Below are 19,756 nucleotides of genomic sequence, written 5' to 3' on the forward strand. Positions count from 1 at the left end.
TGTCCAACCTCCTTACGCATTCGCTACACGGGGCATGAACAGCGGTTCTTTTCCGAGCTCAGCCCATACATATTTCAATAACAGCTTTGATTTCAAATCAGCGTACTCCCGTTTGTCCCACAAATTATATCGCTCTTCTGGATCCTGATGGAGGTCAAACATTTCCCCGTATTCTTGGTTGAAATAAACCGTTAGCTTGTAACGTTCGTCTACATAAGTCTTCAGATGAATGGTCGTTGGTTCATGATGGTTCTCACATAAAATATGAGTGCGTAAGGCATCCTGCCGTCCATTCCAAACTTCGCTTTGATCCTTACCGGACATCGTGTATGGGATCGCCAGCCCCGCGTACCGGAGCAGGGTCGGCGCAAAGTCGACGAGCGATTGCATCGAAGCATTCACATGTCCCGCCGGAACGTGCCCAGGGTAGCGTACCAGCATAGGCACACGGATCAAATCCTCGTAATGGAACGGCCCTTTAGCAATTAAGCCATGATGACCGTAAAAATGACCGTGATCGGAAGTAAACACTACCAGCGTATTGTCTGCGAGGTCGAGCTCATCCAGCTTATCGAGAATACGTCCGATATATTTATCCATCAAGCTGGTCATGCCATAGTAAGTTGCGATGTTTCTGCGCAATCCGGCCTCACTGTGCTTATGCGAGTGCAATCCGTGGTTGGCGAAGCCCGATTCTTTATAAGCGGAGAAATCAGGCTTTTCCTGCTGCGCTAGTTGAAAATGCGGCGGGTTGACGTCATGCTCCCCGGCAAGAACTCTTGGAATGGTCAGCTTTTCCGGATCGTACATCGTGTCCCATGGTTCCGGCACCAGATACGGCGGATGCGGATCGAAGAAGCTCGCCCATAGCAGAAACGGATTATCTTCCTGCTTATACCGTTCCAGCTGCACATTGGTCCGTTCGGCGATCCATGCGTCATAGTGATACTCTTCCGGAATCGTCCATTTATGCCGCACGGATTTATCCATCGTCCCGGTTGGTGCCTGAAAGTAGTCCCGCCAATGGGTACACCCTTTTTCCTCCAGCCATATGGCATAATGTTGACCGATGTGCGCCTCGTTCGTATGATTGCGAGCCAATTCCACGTGACGGAAGCCATAATAGGTCTGATCAAACTTCTTCCAGAAGTCGAGATCCTGCAGAACAGGATAAGCTTCTAGAGACGGATATTCAGGCGTGGAGACGAGCGGTTGGAAGTGCGCCTTCCCTATCAAGGCGGTTTCATAGCCCGCATCGAGAAACTCTTCTCCAACGGTTCGCGCTTTCTCCGAAAGCTTGGTTCCCAGCGTCCATGCTCCGTGTTGGCTCGGATACTGACCAGTAATGATAGAGCTGCGTGTTGGCGTGCAGGTCGGATTCGGGCAATAAGCCCTGTTAAAAGTAGTGCCTTCACGGACGAGGCGGTCCAGGTTTGGCGTGGATATTTCATTGTTAAATGCTCCTATTGTATTCCAATGCTGCTGATCGCTCGTGATCAGCAAAATATTCGGCCTATTGCTCATCAAGCGGCACTTCCTTTCTGCTAAAAAAGTTTATTTTAATTGAGCCTAGTGATGTGTCGATCCAAACTGTGTTCCGGTCAAATTAGTGCTATGCCTTTTTCCCGATTGCTAATGCCGGTCCCCAATCTCCTGTTGCTACGGTCGGATATTGGTTGAAGATAATATCATCGGCACGCGCCGCCTCCTCCCACAATTTCAAATACAATGACCGCTTCACCTCAAGCTTATCCGCCTCCTCGGTTAAATTATGAAGCTCATAGGGGTCTTCAACCAAATCGTATAGTTCGTCAACATCAGTAGGATGATACACCAGCTTGTAACGGGACGTTCTAACCATTCGCTGTGTATAGTACACCTCCACTCCGTTGCACTGGCTGAATACCGCATCCCGCCATAATTCTGGTCGCACCGCTTTGAACCAAGGCGTCAAGCTCTGCCCCATTACGCCTTGAAGCTGGTCAGCACCGGCAAGCACTGCGAAAGTAGGGGCAAAATCCATGATGCTCACAAGATCACTGACCACTCTTCCCGGCTCACATATTCCCTTCGGCCAACGGACGACGCATGGCAGCCGGTATGTTTCCTCGTAAGGACTAATCCCCTTTAGATAAAGACCGTGTGCTCCGCCGCTTTCCCCGTGATCAGACAAAAAGACGACCAGTGTATTATCCGCTTGGCCGTTCGCTTCTAATGCGTCTAGCACCTCTCCAAGCATATGATCGACCATTGTGCAGTAACCCCAGTAGTGTGCAGTCGCTTCTTTGATTTCCCTTTCTGATAATTGATCCCATACTTTCCTCATCCTGCGATATACCCCTGGTTTATTAACCAAAGAATCATAGTAATTAGGCGGCAAAGGAATCTCTTTCGGATCATACAAAGTTGCGTATCGTTCCGGAATGATAAACGGATCATGGGGTCCTGTCACCCCCACATACATGCACCATGGTTTCGAATCATCCTTAATTTCGTGGAGTTTGTTCACTGCATGCTGCACCACTTGGTAATCACGCGTCTCCTCATACGTTTTACCAGACGTTCCGTATAGCTTGTAATGTCCCCAGCCAGGTCGGAGCACCAATCCTTGAGTTCTTGTTTCGACCGGCACTTCATCCTTATCTCTGCCTCGCCACTGGTCGATGGTCAGTCCCATCTGAACGTCCTTCGAGGCTACCACGAATAATTCCTCCCAGCCTCGATCGGATGGGTTTTCTTCTGCAGACACATGCCATTTGCCGGAAAAATAAAGGTCGTATCCTGCAGTTCTCATTTTCTCTCCAAATGTTTCTACTCCTGGCAGCAGTCCGCGTCGAAGTGCCGCTCTGTTGCTGACGTTGTTAAATATTCCATGCTGGGAAGGATATTTGCCAGTCATAAAGGATGCCCTTGATGGGCAGCAATGGGTCATGGTTGTATAAGTATGAGAAAATGTAATCCCGTCTGAAGCGAGCCGGTTCACATGGGGCATTTGACAAGGATGGCTCGGCGAAATCACTTGCGCCTGTAGTTGGTCAGTCATAAAAATAAGAATATTGGGTCTTTCGTTAAGCACCATGATCATCTCCTATGCGTGAAATCTCAAATTGGACAAAAAAAGAGACCTCCCCTATGAATATTTCATGGGGGGGTCTCCGGCTGTCCGGTTGGCCGTTAAAATGTTATGGATATATATTTATCAAAGACAACTATTCCTACAAATATAATTGGATTAATCTGAGTATACTCTATTATTCTTCATATTAGAATAATCATTTTGTTGAGTCGACTTATCATATTGTCTAGTGCTTGATTAAATACGCGTTTTGGAAACCTGATGCAAGCAGCAATATTACGCCATTATCGCTATGTAGCATTTGGCATTCATTATCAGATTTGTTGCAAAAGGACCTTGAAGTAAACCGCGCCTAATATTATTGGATACGCTATTATAGATTTTGTTGGACTATTAGTAAGCAGCTTTCCTGTGAAAATGTTCCCAATAATACTTGCTCCTCCAAAGAGAAGTAACGTTAACTTATCGTATAGTTGAAACATTCGTTACTGCTTTTAAAAAATCAAATCAGTAAGATAGCTTAAATCTAGTTTGCTTCTTATGGAGGGTTTTAGACTGACATTAAGCTAGCGTACCGGTTAGCTCAATGTGTCTAGTGAAAATATCACCTTTACTCGTTTCATATTTCCCCTGATTTGAGGTTAAGTTCAACAATCATGTCTTCAATCTCTCCTACTAGATCCTTCTTATATTCATCCTTACTGTTTTTTTTGAGTAGTATTTCTTCAGGACTGAAGAAATGATATGGGAACATTTCAGTGTGATATGGTCCAGCATCAGGAATTAACTGATCATAACTATTCCTAATAGACAGTAAGTTTTCCAGGTATACTGGTGAATCAGTTTCGTCAAGATATTGAGCGTATCTGTCCAATATGTAATGTGCTCTTACCTCAGTATTTTGGTTATATGCTTCTTGTCCCCATGCTTTAAGTTTATTAATTTCAGTTTGTTCTTTGAAAATATGTGCTATGAGTTTCTGATTTAGGATCGCAAGGCAAGTCCCTATTCTTACCATGCCGTTCCACGCTGGTCTTGTATAGCCCATTCTTCTGAATTTAATTTCTTCGCTATTGAGCATGAATGCTTCGTAAAGACTAATATTACCATCCCTTAAACAATCGGATAGAAAATACGATATCTTATTAGCGATTATCAATGGATTAGTCTCACGCTCAATATGATTCTTCAAAATTTCAGCTTCATTCTTCATGGATTGCCTCCTCTATTTCAACTCTAAAAATGATAGTTAAATTTTAATGTAGAAATACCACCAATTGGAAGTATCCTGCCAGTTACGCAACTGCCGCGGCTAACAGGTCCCTGGCTGATTAAACTATCGTACCCGTAGCTTAATCAATTTTAGCTTCTTTAAGTACTTTAACAGAAGTATTCGTGCAAGCTTGAAGTTCCTATTACAGAATCCGTTGTTTTGTCGGGAATGTTATAAGGTTCTTGTCACCAGATGGGAATGATATCAAGTTCTTGTCATCCGACAATCACCAGAACGGAAACTTATGATGGCGGGCTCCTGGATGGAATTGACCTATCGTACTCGTTAGTTGAACCACTTCAACCTTTCTCTCTTTCATATTTAATTCGCTCTGCAATCACACGGTTTTAAATTATAACCAGTTGCTCTTTCCTACCCAATTAACTTCCGGAGTAATTAAGTATTAGACCGACTTAGGCGTTAAGCTAAACCGAGGGACGAGCAGTATCTTTTAATAGTACACAAATTTATGGAATATTGTTACAATTATGTTATTGCGATCTACTTGGGGGTTAAATAATGAAGAATCCAATGAAGCGATTAGTAATATGCTGGATAATTTGTATCGTTCCCCTTTTATTGGGGCAGGTTTATCCTACGGCTTTTCTGCTGCTGCCCACTCTATCCGTTGCATTGATGGCGTACAGTGTAAATACGATATTCGAAAACTCCCATAGGAGGAACTCAGTGCTGGGTACAATCCTAAGTTTCTCAAGTTTAATTGCAAGCGTCATTTTGTTTTCGGCTGTTTTTACATTGATGAACATATTTGAAGATTACAACAAACCCATCTATGTCTGGTTGGTGTTTGTAGTGCCATTTATTCTTCTAATCATCCTCTCCGTGTTACAAATAGAGGCGAGATCCAGAGTTACAAAAAGAAATAGGAATTTCAGGAGGGATCGATAGCCAGAAATGGTATATTATGGATAATTCTCTCTAGAACTTCAAACTCTCGTTATTTCTCAATAATAAGAGGCAGTCTACGACTTTATATTCCAAGTCAACAGACTGCCTTTAGTTATTGCTGAGAATAGTCTAACACTTATTTATTAAAAAAGCTGACGGTTCTATGTGTATATAAATAGCCTAAAATCTACGAGTCCAGTCTAAAGCTTTATTTTCCTCGCGCATTAACACTGACATAACTTCTATGCTGGCATTAAACTATCCTGCCCATTAGCTTAACGCCGCTACTGATTAATGCATGCTGCCGCTTGTAATTGTTGTTTATTGAAGAAAAAAAGTATTAGACTGATTTCAATATAAAACAAGCAGCAGTCTTGAATGAAAATAATGTCCTAGACTGCCGCTTGTTTATTGAACTAACGGATATTATAGTTTTCTTGCCTTGATTACAAAAGTTACAGGAAGCATCATTGCTTTTTTTGCAAAATCACTGTTACTCGATTTTATAATTTCATCATCTGATTGCTCAATCATTTGCTCAATGACAAATCCCGTTTTTGCCAACGCATTCACATAGGTTGATAGTTTACGGTCCGATAATGTTAGCGTACTTCCGTCAAGAGATACCGAATACCATGATTCATCGAAATAACATTTTTTAAAAACAAGCCTATCATATTCTGCAGCAACACATTTGTGTATCGGGTGGGACCAGCTGAATATAAATACACCGTCTTTTTTTAGGTAAGAAGCAATTCGGCGAAAAGTACTCTCAAGGTCAGTGGTCCAGCCTATAGCATAAATCGAATAAACAAAGTCAAAATAATCCTCTGGGATGCCACATTCTTCTTCCATGGGAGAACAGATTAATGTCGCTGAAAGACCGCACGCCGTCAAATGCTGCTTTGTCTTTTCGATTTGGTTTTCCGATAGATCCATCCCCCATAGTTCAGATGCTTCGCGTTCCCCCAAATATTGCAAGGATTGACCGCTTCCACAGCCTATTTCTAGCATCTTTTTTCCCGAGACATCGCCCAAAAGCTGGCACTTTTCTTCCGAGACAAATGCTCCATAGAACGGAAGTACGATTGCTCCTAATACATCATTTCCTTTTGTATCCCAGAATAAGCTGTTTGTTTCATGAACAACACTCTTATCCATATCGACCGAGATGGCGTCAAACTCACCACCGCTTATAATATTTCTTCTATAAACAGAATTCTTGTCTATGCCGTCGCCCTCCCCAAATAAAATTTACTGAATATAACCAAATAATCCAATTTGAACAATATTATGGGATATATATGCAGAACCATCATATCGTACGTACGTTCTTATGTAAATGCCATCTTTTTCGAATTATTAGATTAAGCAAATCTACCCGTTAGCTTAATATCGCTCATTCTAGCAATCGCTAGATAATGTTCTTATAAGCCATGTTTTGCCTAAAACCTAAGTTGCCGCCCAATAATTTCCTTCGTTTTAGGGTCGATAAATATAATGATTGGCCCAAGTCTTCCGTCATCCTTGGTTTTAAAAGTCACGGATATAAATTCATCCCTTTTATTTTTGAATGGTTCATCTATCCATACAATATTTTGTCTATCTTCCGGTCTGTACATTAATACCTCTGCTAGATCAACCGAAGTAAGCACCGTTTGCTTTTGCGTTTCCGATATGCTGTTCCATGCTATTCTTCTCATTTCCATGATATCAAAGTTAAAGCTTTTCTCACTTCCTGATTCATTACACCCTATAACTAATATCAAGGACAATATCATTACTGATACGAATTTAAAACTAACAGTAATCACCACCAAATAGTAGGGATAATATCAGGTATATATATCATTACTTGGAAGACGAAAATAGAAAACGGAAAGCAGGCTTTCATATGAATTCATTTCATAATTGAATTGATGGTAGAGCTAAACTATGGGCGTATACGCTTTCATTACCAGTTAACAGCGAATAATGCTTGCTTTCACCGTCACTTTAATATGTTATGACACGATGTGTGTTAGATGAAGGCTGTGATCATTAGCACGCATATTCGATTTATAATTCGGTGCCGATACAATGATATGTTGGCAGCCGTGTAAGCTGTTTATTCAGCTATCGTACCCGTTTGTTCAATAACTTCCGATCTATCATGCATTTATCCCATTAACGTTTTGGTTTTTCAATCAGGGTGCTTCTTTGCTTAATTTCACCGCCAAAGCCCCATCCCTTTGCTTCAAGAAATTCAGTAAATGCGTCATAAAAGTCATTATATGAAATTACTTAATTAGTCCGAGAAATCTTTATAGGATGACGAGCTTCAGTTGTTCGGCTGCCACAGGCGCGCCATGATGAAACAGCGAACATGTCCAGACATTCTAGGTGTAATACGATCACAAATCGCTGTGGCATACGGATACGTTGTTAAGTATAACGAATATGTCAGTTAAACTATCGTACCTGTTAGTTCGATCTTTCAATTAGTATAGTTCAAACTCTTAATTACCTCACTAATCTGAATGTCATTTTTCTTTTCTTCAAGTGTAAACCATGAGATGTCTTTTAGAACTTGCTCATTAGGTAATAATTCAGGATCTTCGCCTAATTGCGCATCTTCATAATGATCAACTGTTACCAAGAAGCAATAATCAGGTCCATTTGCATAGGTTGCTTCGAATAAAAGACGCTCGACTCGGCCATTCAGTTTTACTTCTTCTCGGACTTCACGTAGAACTGCCTCCTCGAGCGATTCTCCATTCTCAACCCCTCCCCCTGGAAGTGTCCAGAAACTACGATCCCCATGATCTTGAAAAACCATTAATATACGGTTCTTTATAATAATTGCAGCACATACACTAGGTCTTAATGACATTCCGGACTCTCCTCTTCGATCAAACAATATTTCTCCACTAATAGGGATTTCTATTTGATTATTCTATTATCCTGCCCGTTAGTACAACGCGGCTGCCATTAATGCAGGCAACTACGGATTTATTGTTTCGCTATCGTACCCGTTAGTTGAATGATCTTGGTAATTACAAACCTAATAAATCGAAACTACCGCTATGATAAAGAATAAACAATCCGAGACCCATTAATACAATCGGAACTGCGACATGTCCGTATCTCTCCAAGACTTTTGCTACTACTGGCGCCTTAACAAGTTTATAGCCAAGGAAACACCATATCGCCAACATGATAATGAACACAACTAGAGTGATTGCATTATTAACGATTGACTGACTTGCAAATATCGGTATATATATCGCAATATTATCCCCACCATTTGCAAATGTAATGGCTGCTACCTTTAATGCTGATCCAGTTCCTGATATTTTGTTACCATCGTCGTCATCCTCTTCTTCCTTCCGAAGGTTCAGCAACCCCTTTACCCCCATGTAAATTGGAACCAGACCTAAAATTCCAATCCATGGAACAGGGATGAAGAACGAGCTAAGTGCACCAATAATGCTTAAAACAACTAATGAAATAAAACCAAGGTATTGACCAGTTACAATATGCCGGCTCTGTAAGCCAGTGTTTATAAGAACAGCCGCCTCTCCACTTCCCCCAGAAACTTTAGCCGCCCTCACTTGCGAGAATAATGCCATAAGAATAAAGATATCATCAACGTTCGTAGAAGCAAATGCGACAACAGATGAAATGATTGTTGTTAACAATTCGATTACCTGCCTTTCTCGTGTTTTCTACTCACCTCTTCTCATCAATATCCTTTATCATCTCCTTCTTATAAAATCCGCATATTTTTAAGATACAAATAAAAAAGGCCTGATGTATGCGAGTGCATACATAGGCCTAAATCCCAGTTTGAATCAGCGTCACCACTGATTATCAGTGTCACCACTGATTGACTACTAACACCAAAAATGGTGAAAACTGCCCCCGTCCTATGAGGTTAATTATGCGGTTATATGTTGTATAACATTTATCAAACTGTCTGTCAAGATTAAGTAAACTGCCCGTTACTTTAATGAAACACCGCGGCGGTCCGCTCCCTGCTCAGATTGAACTATCGTACCCGTTAGCTTAATCACTATTGCTTCTACTTCTCTTGCTTATCCCGAGATGATCCTTAATCAAAAGATATGCTTATAGCCCAGATTATCCCTATCGTCGCAAATGCCAACGAATTATATGCAGAGCTAGTGAACGCTCTTGATTCGAGTATTCTAGTAAAAAAGTATGCACACATTGTGAAAAGTACCAAATGACTAAGAATCCAACCATACCCATGTCTTCTGTATTTAAAACAGAAGCTAATTAATATTCCAAATACAGGGAGCATTACAACAAGTAAGCCTACCCTCAATAATTTGGGAACCTCCTCTTCTAAAAGCAAATGGCTTCATTACCTTTCCACCCATTGTAAATTTTAGAATATTAAAAAACACGACTTGCTACTTGCCCTTGAAACTCTAGTGCATCTAATGCCCTAATTCTGTGAACCTCGCTTAATTCCGATAAATACATCCATTTGTATTCCGAATGTTCAGAACTAAGTTTTATTTCCTCTTCTACTGGAATGGAGCAACGGAATATACCAACCTGTGCATTGATTTTACTATGATAATAAAATCCCGTTAATACTATGTCTTGAACTTCTATTCCAAGTTCTTCATGACATTCACGAATTAATGCGTGATGAATGGTTTCGCCAGGATCAACACTACCACCGGGTAAACTCCATCCCATATCCCCATATGTCTTCTTTAGTAATAGTACCTGACTTTTAGAATTAAATATAATTGCATGAGCGCCGAATCTAAAAGTGTCATTAAAGGCCAAACATATCCTCCCCCTGTTTTCTTAAGATGAGTGCAATCATCGCTACTATTTAAGAAATGTCTCCATATAAGATATAATTCCATAAATGGAATATTAGTGCTATTACAAACGACTGATAACTAAATGAGAGAAACCTCATTTAATGAACATAACGCTCGTAGCAAGGTTATTTATTAAGCTATCGTACCCGTTAGCTTAATAAAAATAACTATCTTATCTCACTTGCGAATATCATTCAGATCTCTCATTGAGCATTAATTAGCATGTATGCTAGTCATCACATGTTCTCGTTCGGCGGTCTGCTCATTCGACTTTCTGGTTTGTAGTATCTATTCATAATATGATAGAGTGACTTTTCATTGAAACCAAGATGATCATATAATTTTTTCGCAGGATTGCCTTTGACAACCCCGAGCTTTACGACTTTTTCGCCGCGACGTATAATTTCATTTACAAGAAAAGATACAAAAGCTCTTCCATATCCTCGCGATTGAAGATCAATCCGAACAGCAACAAGCTGCACCTCATTGCCGGCAATAACTCCGACTGCCACGATTTCACCGTCTACAAGCATCACGAATCTGTTGTTTTTGTTTTCTAAAAAACTCTTCCGTTCACTTTCTGAAGAAGTATAATAAAATGAAGGAAGAATACCTACGTGTTCACGCATTTTGTAAAAAGCCATTTGGCTAATACTATGCCATGTCAGATAATCATCATCTTCATAGTGCCTAATTAAAAAAATACTCTCTGTGAGAGGTCCCCCTTTACGTTCCATGAAGTACATAGAATGACTTATATAATAACCATTCTTATATAAAAATTGCAAAGAGAAACGATCGCCATCTATACATGCACCTATCGAACGTTCTACTGCATCGTATTGGGAAAGCAATTTATCCGCCTTATTAATAAGTTTGGTACCAATACCCACTCTTCTGTATTCCTCGCTGACAAATATTGTTGTTCCGGCTCCTCGCCCTCGCTTATAATTATTTAAGGAAAGAAAGCCAATTGTTAAGTCGTTGTAACGAGCAACAAATATACCATCTTGAAAATTTGCTTCGTTCTCTTGAAACGTCTCACCAAAGTATTCATCTCCAGATAACATTATTCTAATAGCGGCTTTATCCCTTTCGGGTTTGTACGCATCTATTGTAATATTTTCCATTGGCTTACTCTCCTCTGCTTGAGATCAGCAATCCCTTCGTACTCCATGCTTTCATCTCGTTCCTGCCTGATAGCTAATGAGGCCGCCCGAATATCATCCGCAGCGTCCTCAAGATGTTTTTCTACGCTATTTCGTACCCGTTGGCTGAGGTTGACTGAGGATTTTACAATGACAGCAATTAAGCTTAAATATTCCATTACATAGCTAAATCCGGATGAATAGATAAATTCACCCTTTCGATTAGTAATTGAAAGAACCTTCTCACATCGTAGACAGTAATACATCGATCCGCACTCCATTAAAAAAAGTAGTGTGTACTTCGTGTGATTCTGAAGGTAATGGAACAGCCAGTGGCAATGTTTCAGTATACCAGCCAACGAAAAAGGAAACAGCTGCCGCGGCGGTCTGCTTCCTAGTCAGTGCACTAATGTACACGTTAGCTTAATCAACATCCACAATTTAGTTGAAGTTTCGCATTAGCTAAGATCACTTTCTTTCATTAAATATTCTTAACCATTCACTATACAACTCGTCATCATCCATATCGTCTTCACTATAGAATGCATAACAGGTAATCATAAAAGGATGATGTCTGAGGTAGAATCCCATCTTTATCATGATTTGACCACGACACAACTTTACAATCACCATTATTTATTGTTGTTAGATCTAAGCAAGTTACATACTCATCGCAATTTTCTATTACTACAAGGTGTTCTGGTAACCCACGTGCTCAACGACCCGAAATTCCACCATAGCCATAATTCCTAACGAACCACCTGTAACTATCCGGAAGTTTTGTTTTTAAGGCCTTATCTATTTCTAAAATCTGCTCACTAATCGTTTCTCCGATAAAGAAACCTAAATTCCCGAAATTCGAGATTAATCTCTCCACATATTGCTGACTCAGATTGATCACCCTCAATTTTGTTTTGATCCATCTAATTAGAAAAGTTAGTGATAAATTTTAATTAGTGCCAAATTATTCGAAAGTAGATTTATAACCATCTAAATCTAGGTGATGGTTACGTTAACCTGCCCGTTAGCGTAACGCGGCTGCCGATCTATGCCGGTAGCCGCGTCTTAGTTGTATTTAAACTAATTAAACTATCGTACCCGTTAGGCTTTATCACGAAATGTCTCTCCGATTCCTCTTCTAACCCGGCCGGACCGAGTGCCGAATGTCCTGAAGCGTGAATACGGTGTTATGTGATGCCTCGGCCATCTTCGAATTTCCCGCCATCAAATGTCTTTACTAATTTCTTCGGTGCCACGATACTCCATGCTTTATAGATCAACATCTGAGCTTCTAACTTTTCTACCAGTTCTATGTTCATATGCATGTAATTCAAGCTCGAAAATGATTCTGGAACTCTATATATTTTAGGATCCATTTGTGTATATATATTTCTGTCTTCATGTGAAGTTTTTATTGTTAGAGTTACCCCATCTTCTTGTAGTACAGCAAAAATCTTATTATTAATCCGAAAAGAAGGCTTCCCCCAATGCTCAATTTCAATTGACTCAGGTAGAGAAAAGATAAATTTTCGAATCTCAGGGACCGTAATCAAAATGATTCCCTCCGAACTTCTTGGTTTTATTCATTCTTGTTGAGGTTTAAAATAAAATATTAATTACGAACTGCGTAAATATGTCATTTCCAAATGTATTCGCGAAATGATTGAACTATCCTGCCCGTTAGCGTAACGCGGCAGTCGATCGATGCCGGCAGCCGCGTCATAGTTGTTTCTTAAGCTATCGTACCCGTTAGCCTAATCCTTCAATCGTGATAGCTAAAGTCGTCTTATCTTCCGTCTTCCATGGAAACAGGTTAACGTTGTTCCTGAACAAATACACCGAAATTCCCTTCCAGACGGCAGTAGAAACGTCGGAGTACCATCGGGCTGCTAGTTCCAAATCTTACCGGAACTTGAATATGGCTGATTGCGGGTTGTTTGATCTCACGTCTCCTTCCAAAATCAAAAAGTTCCATATACTTACACTTTCTACATCAAGTCAAGCCATTCTGCCTTTAGCTTAATGAAAATGGAGCAGCTACCATCGGCAAACTGCCCCATTTATCGGTTGAACTAACGTTCACCTTTAGCGAAATGAGCAATATAACTCAATTTATTAAAACTTACGTTTATGATAGGGGATACCATCGCCATCTTCACAGTAGGATTTGAGACTATAAAGGAAAATAGCCCAGTTGTAGTTACAGGAGCGATAAAATGGCGTTACTTCTTTCCAATTCGAATGACGCAAAGTAATAAAAGACTTCCCTTTCTTCTCTTCAATATCAAAGGAAATAATCGTACCAATCCATTCTGGATCTGAATCTATACATTGCCAAACAACTTTTTTATTAGTGATCAATTCCTCTATTCTCATCTTAGTTATGTCATTGCTGCCGAATCGAAATTCATTAATAAAGCCAATCTGATTATTAATTATGAGTTCATTTGTCCATACTTCCGACAGTCCCTCAGCGGTGGTTAAAGTTTCATACACCTTCGACGCTGGGACATGTACGGTTTGTAAGTGCTCGATATTTGCCATGCTTAACTCCTTTCTAACTGCAATAATTTATGTTTGATGTTTACGATAACATATGATGAATATAGTAGTTTCTTCTGGATTGCTATGTTGCAGTTATTGCTTTTATTTGTATCCTGCCCGTTACTTCAATGAGAAAAAAAGTGGAGCTACTATGCGGCAGCTCCACATTATCAGTACCCGTTAGCTATCCATGCCCCTGCCGGAGCACCACCAAATGATGAAAATATTTTATACTATTCTTACGGCTGGTGAGGAAGGTCGATCAACTATGTGTCGCGAATCCTACCGTTAGTCTGACCCCAATGACCTTGGTGCACATTCCATTTCCATAGCACTAAATAATGTCCCCGTTAGCTTAACGCGGCTTCCAATCTATGTCTTATAGCCATCATATCCAGTTACTTCAATTGTCATAAGATAATTTCTGACTTAGAGTTATCCGAAATTTGGCATCCTTTACTATCTCCTCAGCGAGCTCCTCTGGACGCTTGCAGTTGGCGTCCAGCAGGAATGGTTTATTAGTCGGTGATGTCATTAACTTGTTCCGAAGGAAGAGCGAACGTTGGATGTATTGAGCATCTCCTCGCTGGTTGAGGCGAGCGGCGAGTGTCTCCGGTTCAGCATGCAGGACAACGTAGTGGATAGTCGCGTCAAGATCCGTCAGTTGGTCATAGAGCCATTGCAGCTCATCTTCAACGACGAAATCGATAATCACATTAAGTTCGTGGCGTAGAAAATTTCGGGTTACTGCAGTTATATTAAGCCAAGCCAGTCGGAGTCGTTCTTCCCAGGGCGGTTCGTTTTCCCCGCGGTATACATGGAGAAGGAGATCACCCTCAATCAATGCGCACTGGTTCATCCCATCCGCCAGTGACTTGGAGACGGTCGATTTCCCTACTCCAAGTGGGCCAGAGATAACATAGATATTCATTTGATTCCTCCTTAACAAGCTTTATGTCTCATAATTACTTAGACAGGGTTTTTCAATTGACATATAAATTAGGATGAATACTGAGTAAGTATCGCTTTTGGCCATCACTACATTTGTCTAGATAAAGCACTTTTCCTCCCCATGGGTCCTCCTCCCATATCATGGATTTACAGGAGACCTTATAGGCTTTCTCGGCAGTCATTCGGTCCCGAGAAGGATCAAATTGCATCCAGATGCTGTCACTATCTCTCCGATAGTCCAGGTCGATATAGATGGGGCCAGAATCTATAGAATAACGAATTATACGCATGGTATCGGGCACCTGATTACTCACATGTTTCTGAAATGCTTCCAGCTTGCGATAGTTTTCTTTTTTACCTATCGTGCTGAAAACCGCATTGTTGTCTTTAAGTGTTATAGATCGATCCTGTTCATCCCAGATCACGCTAAAATCCAGTGCCTCCAAAAGGTCACGAAGCGGAGCATAAACCGTACCGCTATCCCGAAAGGTTATCGTGTCCATATAGATCGGACCATGGTTCAACAAGAGGATGTTACTTCCTGTAAAGATGCTTGCCTTTTATTCATTTTGGTTAAACGAATTTGCTCTCGGTCTTCCTGAGGACTTAATCGCTCAATTCTCATTTCCATTAACAAGCTATCCTGAAGAGGTATGAGCGCCCTACTTCTCGAATCGATATGGACAGCACCTATTATTTCATCATAATAGCGCAATTTGACGTCTTTAACCGCCCTCGAGGAGACCTGCTCATACATTTTTAGTGGATTGCCCAAGCTTTCGTCCAACGGCTTTTTCTCATCTAAGGCTCCAGTACCTGAACATAACGAAGTCGTCCCATCGGAACTTTTAAATACAAGATAGGTGTTGCCAAACTGAAAAGAGATGCCACACATCGAACTAATAGTATTGGAAATAACGCGCGTAACCGATGGGACGTCCCCTTTATAAACACTCGAAATCTCGAACTCAACTGCAGCTTGATTCAACTGATTATTGTGCCAAATGCCCACCACCTTACCTGTGAAAATCCGATCCGCACGCGCAATCTTCTGTTCTAAAGTTAGCGGCATACAACTGCAGGCATAACAAGTCGCTCCTGACATGAACAGTATGACTATGAGTCCAAGGATCAGACTCAATACAATTCGTTTAGTGTTGTTCAAATCATTCACCCCCACCATATATACTTCCATATCATGGGAAAAGTTTCGTTGAACAATGTAACCATTCACCAGAATTTCCAAAATAACTGCATTGGTAACGACGCATTTACACATGGAATTGTTGAGTGAACTTCCTGCTAATGTAAAAAGGTTGCCGATTTGCATCGACAACCTACTTCAATGGATTTGTTTTATACTATTAATTCTATCCTCTTTCTTCATTTCTTGCCTCGATACTAGAAGGACAAATGGAAGAGAATGAAATGGGTGCCTTCGAATCAAATGCCAACGAAAAGGAAGGTATCAGTTCATCTAATTTCTTTTGTATTTGTTGCTCATTTACATTCCCTAGTTCAGCTAACAATTGCTTCTCCTCTAGAGATCCATCCCCTGTCAATAGCATGTTCAGCATATGTGGATTGATGATTTCACGAGGCGAAAGGACTAATGCGTTCATCATAAAATATCGTATGAATAGAGAAGGATTTTTGTCCTCGTTTGCCATTTTCACGGCCTGTTTGACATACAAATCGAAATATTTTTGCGCAAATGACATACCTTTTAATGGCTCAGCTCCCACATGTGTGACTCCGTTCCAACGTAAATCTGCAACCGAACTCAACCACCATGCCGGTTCAATCGCCTCTTGCATGCGTTGCAGTACTTTGTGTTCAAAGTTTGGTTGCGAGGTATGACGTTGTTCGCTCAAACAAATGTCTAATATTTCAGCTTCAATCGCAGCTACGGTCATCCCTTGTCCATGGATCGGGTCAAAGTTACAAAACGCATCGCCTTGGATGTTTTGTGTCACAAGGACCATATTATGCTCACTTTGTTATGGACAAGTTAATCTGATATTAACGTAGCGTCAAATTTATTTGAAAATTGACAATTTTCATAATGTTTAGCATATAAGAAAAATATGATCAAATCTCGGTTTATTGAACGAAAAGAGCCAACTGCAATTTCCAGTTGGCTCAGGATTTGGACCTAACATTGGCAATCTCTCCTTCACGTTATTCTTATTCCTTGATCCGTCGAATCCCTTGAGCGATCTGTTCCCTCTCCCACTCTCTCAACGAATAGAGCACAGGTGCCACAGGAATGTCGAACTTCAGATGAGAATGAGGGATTTCTGTCAACAAGGTTCCAATGGGTTGCTGACTATTTTTACGACGTATAACATTCCAGAAAATCCTGAACCTCTTTTCCTCGGTTCCCCATTTCTCAAGCGAGTTTCGGAATAGCAAACATTTCCCGATGACGAAATCGTCCTCCTTGAGGGGCTCCGCTGCTTCGAATCCAGACTCCTCAAGGCTATCAAATAGCGTTGGCATCAACTGGTCCAGATACAGCCCATAGGCAGCATCCTCGATTTCACGAAAAGCGATCGTTAACTGATCATGCATCGAATCGTATAATGATTTCCATACCAACTCAATATACTGATTGCCTGCCTCGCCAATGTCCTCAATGGTCATGTCGTAACGGAATCCTGGTTTTGCTGTCATACTTATTCCTCCTTGAGTTTGGATTAACTCCATCATACAACATGCAAGCCAATTGGAAGCTTTCGGGATAGTTCTTGAAGGGAATTTATAAACTGTCCAGAATAACCTTACAATGGTTTTAATGTTTACGCATAATTCACTAAGGTGGGATAGCATGTACTATGGGCCAAAAAAACTGGCAGATAAATATAAATTGAGCGCTAACACCTTACGGAACTATGAAGCGAAAGGGCTAATTCCTCCTGCGGCTCGCTCCTCAAATGGATACCGCATATATACGCAGCGGCACGATGCGTATCTGGCATGTATTCAAGCCATGACCCCCGCATTTGGGATGGAAGTGACGAGCGAGGTACTGCATTGTATTAGGCGAAATGAGTTGGATGACGCCTTGTGGATCGTCCGAGATCGCGAGGTTATGCTGCATCGGGATAAAGTGAGTATAGATCAACTGATAGGGGAGTTGAAGTCCTACGCTGAAGGCAGTCAAGACTTTAACCAACGCTTCAGCATCCACGAGGTTTCCAGACGGACGGGAGCTCCTAAATCGGCAATTCGTTATTGGGAGAAAATAGGACTGATCACAACTGAGCGAGACCCTGATAACGAATACCGTCTTTATAATGAAGCGCATCTCTTTAGAATAAGGATGATTCAGATTCTGCAAAGCTCTGTTTATTCCGAGGAGACCGTGAACCTAAAACAATCGATTGCAAGTTTAGAATTACAGAACATCGAGCATACGATGAAGCTTGCTGTAAGTATCAAAACTTACCTGCACAAATCGATCAGACTGCAGATGCAAGGTCTCTACTATCTATATCGCATGATTCAACCATTAGGCCCTTCGGATACACCAGAGGCCCATCTTTGATTGCTCCTCCAGTGCTGCCATGTTTAATATGGAACAGGGATCAGGACCGCATCGGTCTTCTGTCCCCTGTCCTGAACTATCCATTCGGATGGATCTTCCTATGAAAACACTCGGAAAATATCTTAAGTATTTCGTCACAATATTTAACCGACTCCATAATCTTATCACTGATTGGCTTCATAAGTTCTATATTTGAGATGACTTCGGGCTTAATCTTGAATCCGTTCTGCATTCCACCATTCTGGTAATCGTTATTTCCATTCTGATCGCGATAGGCTAGCACTTCAAAAACATCAAATTGTTTTGCATAAAGCGGCTCAAGCTTATTAATAAAGATCATATCAGGGTTTAATTCTAATGCTTTGTTTAAAAATCCCCTTGAACAACCGTTTGTCCCTGAAATACAAAGATAGGTTCCGTGAACGTTCCAAACATTGATTTTTTCGGAGGGAACGTAGTCAAATATTCCGGTCTGAAAACTGTCAGCCCAGTCCAAAAAGGCCTGTTTGCCAAAAGAATACTCGGATGTTGCGGGCATTGTCATTAACGAGGGTATATTTAAAATCGCTTGTCTATAAGCATCGGCCAATGCTGGCTGTTCTTTTTTATTCCCAACGAAAATCAACTCACAAAATTCATTCGAATAGCTTTTAGGTTCAGCACAATCACATATAAGAAAGTATAGATCGTTGTCATCATAACCGCAGATATTGCAAAACTCCCACGTGTCTTTTCCGCCTCGCGCAATAACCGGTATGTTTTTGTCGATGTACTTTTTTATTCGCGGGATGTAGGTAAGGCGGTTTTCGTTTGTTATGCCGCTAATATATTCAAAATCATAACCGCAGGCATCAAAAGCTTTTTTGACGATATCATAGCTAAATAGATTGTACGTATAATACCAAGCAGTGGTATAGATATTTTTACTATACAGCTGAGCAAAACTGTCACCCGTAATCCCAGAGAAAAACCAATAATTATATTCTTTACTTTCACCAAGGCAATCCATCAAATATTCCATACAGCCGTGGAACCAGTAATTTTGACCATGCTTACCCTCACAAAGCACTTTTGTGTTCGGTAACACTTTTTTCATTATTTCAATCCTCTCGTGATATTAAATTGATTAATCTTCGCTGCTACCGATATTAAAAACATTGAATATTCTAAATAATTCTACTAAATACTGTATTATCCTTCTCGTTACTTTAATGAACGAAAAGGAGCTGCAGCGTGGCAAGCTCCCCACTACCGGTTACCGGTAGTCTTTCAAAACACTGAAATCGCATACGTCCGTCCACCAAGTTGTTCCAATACGGTAGATTTACAAGAAGCGGGAATCGTGGCTACTTTTTAATATTCTAAGGAGCTTTTAACCATTTATTGATTTCAAATTTAATATCCTCGATTTATGGACTAAACGGACAATATTGCTAAATAGAAAGCCAAGTAATTGTG

The 19,756-nt window shown here is 40.8% G+C and carries 17 protein-coding genes and 2 pseudogenes; 1 reads left to right on the forward strand and 18 read right to left on the reverse strand.

The window, feature by feature from the left end; all coding sequences use genetic code 11:
• Positions 1–12: 12 nt before the first annotated feature.
• From ACFQ88_RS06350 to ACFQ88_RS06430, 17 genes and pseudogenes are all read right to left on the reverse strand, one after another.
• Positions 13–1,524 (reverse strand): sulfatase family protein, encoded by a 1,512-nt coding sequence (locus tag ACFQ88_RS06350; protein ID WP_379453020.1) that lies wholly within the window; start codon positions 1,522–1,524, stop codon positions 13–15.
• Positions 1,525–1,612: 88 nt separating this feature from the next.
• On the reverse strand, positions 1,613–3,085 hold the full coding sequence (locus ACFQ88_RS06355; RefSeq protein WP_379453022.1) for a sulfatase family protein: 1,473 nt from the start codon (positions 3,083–3,085) through the stop codon (positions 1,613–1,615).
• 610 nt (positions 3,086–3,695) lie between these two features.
• Complete coding sequence (locus tag ACFQ88_RS06360; RefSeq protein ID WP_379453024.1) at positions 3,696–4,289, reverse strand: hypothetical protein; 594 nt, start codon at positions 4,287–4,289, stop codon at positions 3,696–3,698.
• A gap of 1,395 nt (positions 4,290–5,684) precedes the next feature.
• Positions 5,685–6,488: a class I SAM-dependent methyltransferase gene (locus ACFQ88_RS06365; RefSeq protein WP_379453605.1), complete on the reverse strand. Its 804-nt coding sequence runs from the start codon at positions 6,486–6,488 to the stop codon at positions 5,685–5,687.
• Positions 6,489–6,703: 215 nt separating this feature from the next.
• A complete protein-coding gene (locus ACFQ88_RS06370; protein ID WP_379453026.1) occupies positions 6,704–7,027 on the reverse strand; it encodes a hypothetical protein in 324 nt (107 codons plus the stop codon).
• Between the two features lie 707 nt (positions 7,028–7,734).
• Positions 7,735–8,130, reverse strand: a complete 396-nt coding sequence (locus ACFQ88_RS06375) for an NUDIX domain-containing protein (protein ID WP_379453028.1) — start codon at positions 8,128–8,130, stop codon at positions 7,735–7,737.
• A 163-nt stretch (positions 8,131–8,293) separates the two neighbouring features.
• Positions 8,294–8,938, reverse strand: coding sequence for a cadmium resistance transporter (locus tag ACFQ88_RS06380; RefSeq protein ID WP_379453030.1), 645 nt, complete (start codon positions 8,936–8,938; stop codon positions 8,294–8,296).
• 721 nt (positions 8,939–9,659) lie between these two features.
• Positions 9,660–10,064 (reverse strand): NUDIX hydrolase, encoded by a 405-nt coding sequence (locus ACFQ88_RS06385; RefSeq protein ID WP_379453032.1) that lies wholly within the window; start codon positions 10,062–10,064, stop codon positions 9,660–9,662.
• Between the two features lie 277 nt (positions 10,065–10,341).
• The gene (locus ACFQ88_RS06390) at positions 10,342–11,235 is read right to left on the reverse strand and encodes a GNAT family N-acetyltransferase (protein ID WP_379453034.1); all 894 of its coding nucleotides are present in this window, start codon (positions 11,233–11,235) and stop codon (positions 10,342–10,344) included.
• A 553-nt stretch (positions 11,236–11,788) separates the two neighbouring features.
• A pseudogene (locus ACFQ88_RS06395) lies at positions 11,789–12,154 on the reverse strand (SMI1/KNR4 family protein).
• A gap of 286 nt (positions 12,155–12,440) precedes the next feature.
• A complete protein-coding gene (locus ACFQ88_RS06400) occupies positions 12,441–12,806 on the reverse strand; it encodes an MmcQ/YjbR family DNA-binding protein (protein WP_239624665.1) in 366 nt (121 codons plus the stop codon).
• A gap of 562 nt (positions 12,807–13,368) precedes the next feature.
• The gene (locus tag ACFQ88_RS06405) at positions 13,369–13,797 is read right to left on the reverse strand and encodes an SRPBCC family protein (RefSeq protein WP_379453037.1); all 429 of its coding nucleotides are present in this window, start codon (positions 13,795–13,797) and stop codon (positions 13,369–13,371) included.
• Between the two features lie 403 nt (positions 13,798–14,200).
• The gene (locus tag ACFQ88_RS06410) at positions 14,201–14,728 is read right to left on the reverse strand and encodes a P-loop nucleotide/nucleoside kinase family protein (RefSeq protein WP_379453039.1); all 528 of its coding nucleotides are present in this window, start codon (positions 14,726–14,728) and stop codon (positions 14,201–14,203) included.
• A 52-nt stretch (positions 14,729–14,780) separates the two neighbouring features.
• On the reverse strand, positions 14,781–15,275 hold the full coding sequence (locus ACFQ88_RS06415; protein ID WP_379453041.1) for a stalk domain-containing protein: 495 nt from the start codon (positions 15,273–15,275) through the stop codon (positions 14,781–14,783).
• Positions 15,269–16,078 carry a hypothetical protein gene (locus ACFQ88_RS06420; protein WP_379453043.1) on the reverse strand — a complete coding sequence of 270 codons (810 nt, stop codon included), beginning with the start codon at positions 16,076–16,078 and terminating at the stop codon, positions 15,269–15,271. Before ACFQ88_RS06420 ends, ACFQ88_RS06415 begins: the two co-directional genes overlap by 7 nt.
• 40 nt (positions 16,079–16,118) lie before the next feature.
• Positions 16,119–16,712: pseudogene (locus tag ACFQ88_RS06425) on the reverse strand (FAD dependent oxidoreductase); the annotation flags it as partial.
• A gap of 223 nt (positions 16,713–16,935) precedes the next feature.
• Positions 16,936–17,424 (reverse strand): DUF6022 family protein, encoded by a 489-nt coding sequence (locus ACFQ88_RS06430; RefSeq protein WP_379453045.1) that lies wholly within the window; start codon positions 17,422–17,424, stop codon positions 16,936–16,938.
• A gap of 154 nt (positions 17,425–17,578) precedes the next feature.
• On the opposite strand from ACFQ88_RS06430, the gene ACFQ88_RS06435 reads away from it, so the two are divergent.
• Positions 17,579–18,298 (forward strand): MerR family transcriptional regulator, encoded by a 720-nt coding sequence (locus ACFQ88_RS06435; protein ID WP_379453047.1) that lies wholly within the window; start codon positions 17,579–17,581, stop codon positions 18,296–18,298.
• Positions 18,299–18,374: 76 nt separating this feature from the next.
• Here the strand turns inward: ACFQ88_RS06435 and ACFQ88_RS06440 are convergent, their stop codons facing one another.
• Positions 18,375–19,394 carry a hypothetical protein gene (locus ACFQ88_RS06440; protein ID WP_379453049.1) on the reverse strand — a complete coding sequence of 340 codons (1,020 nt, stop codon included), beginning with the start codon at positions 19,392–19,394 and terminating at the stop codon, positions 18,375–18,377.
• Positions 19,395–19,756: the final 362 nt, after the last annotated feature.

The organism is Paenibacillus sp. NPDC056579 (assembly GCF_042793215.1).
Lineage (GTDB): Bacteria > Bacillota > Bacilli > Paenibacillales > NBRC-103111 > Paenibacillus_S.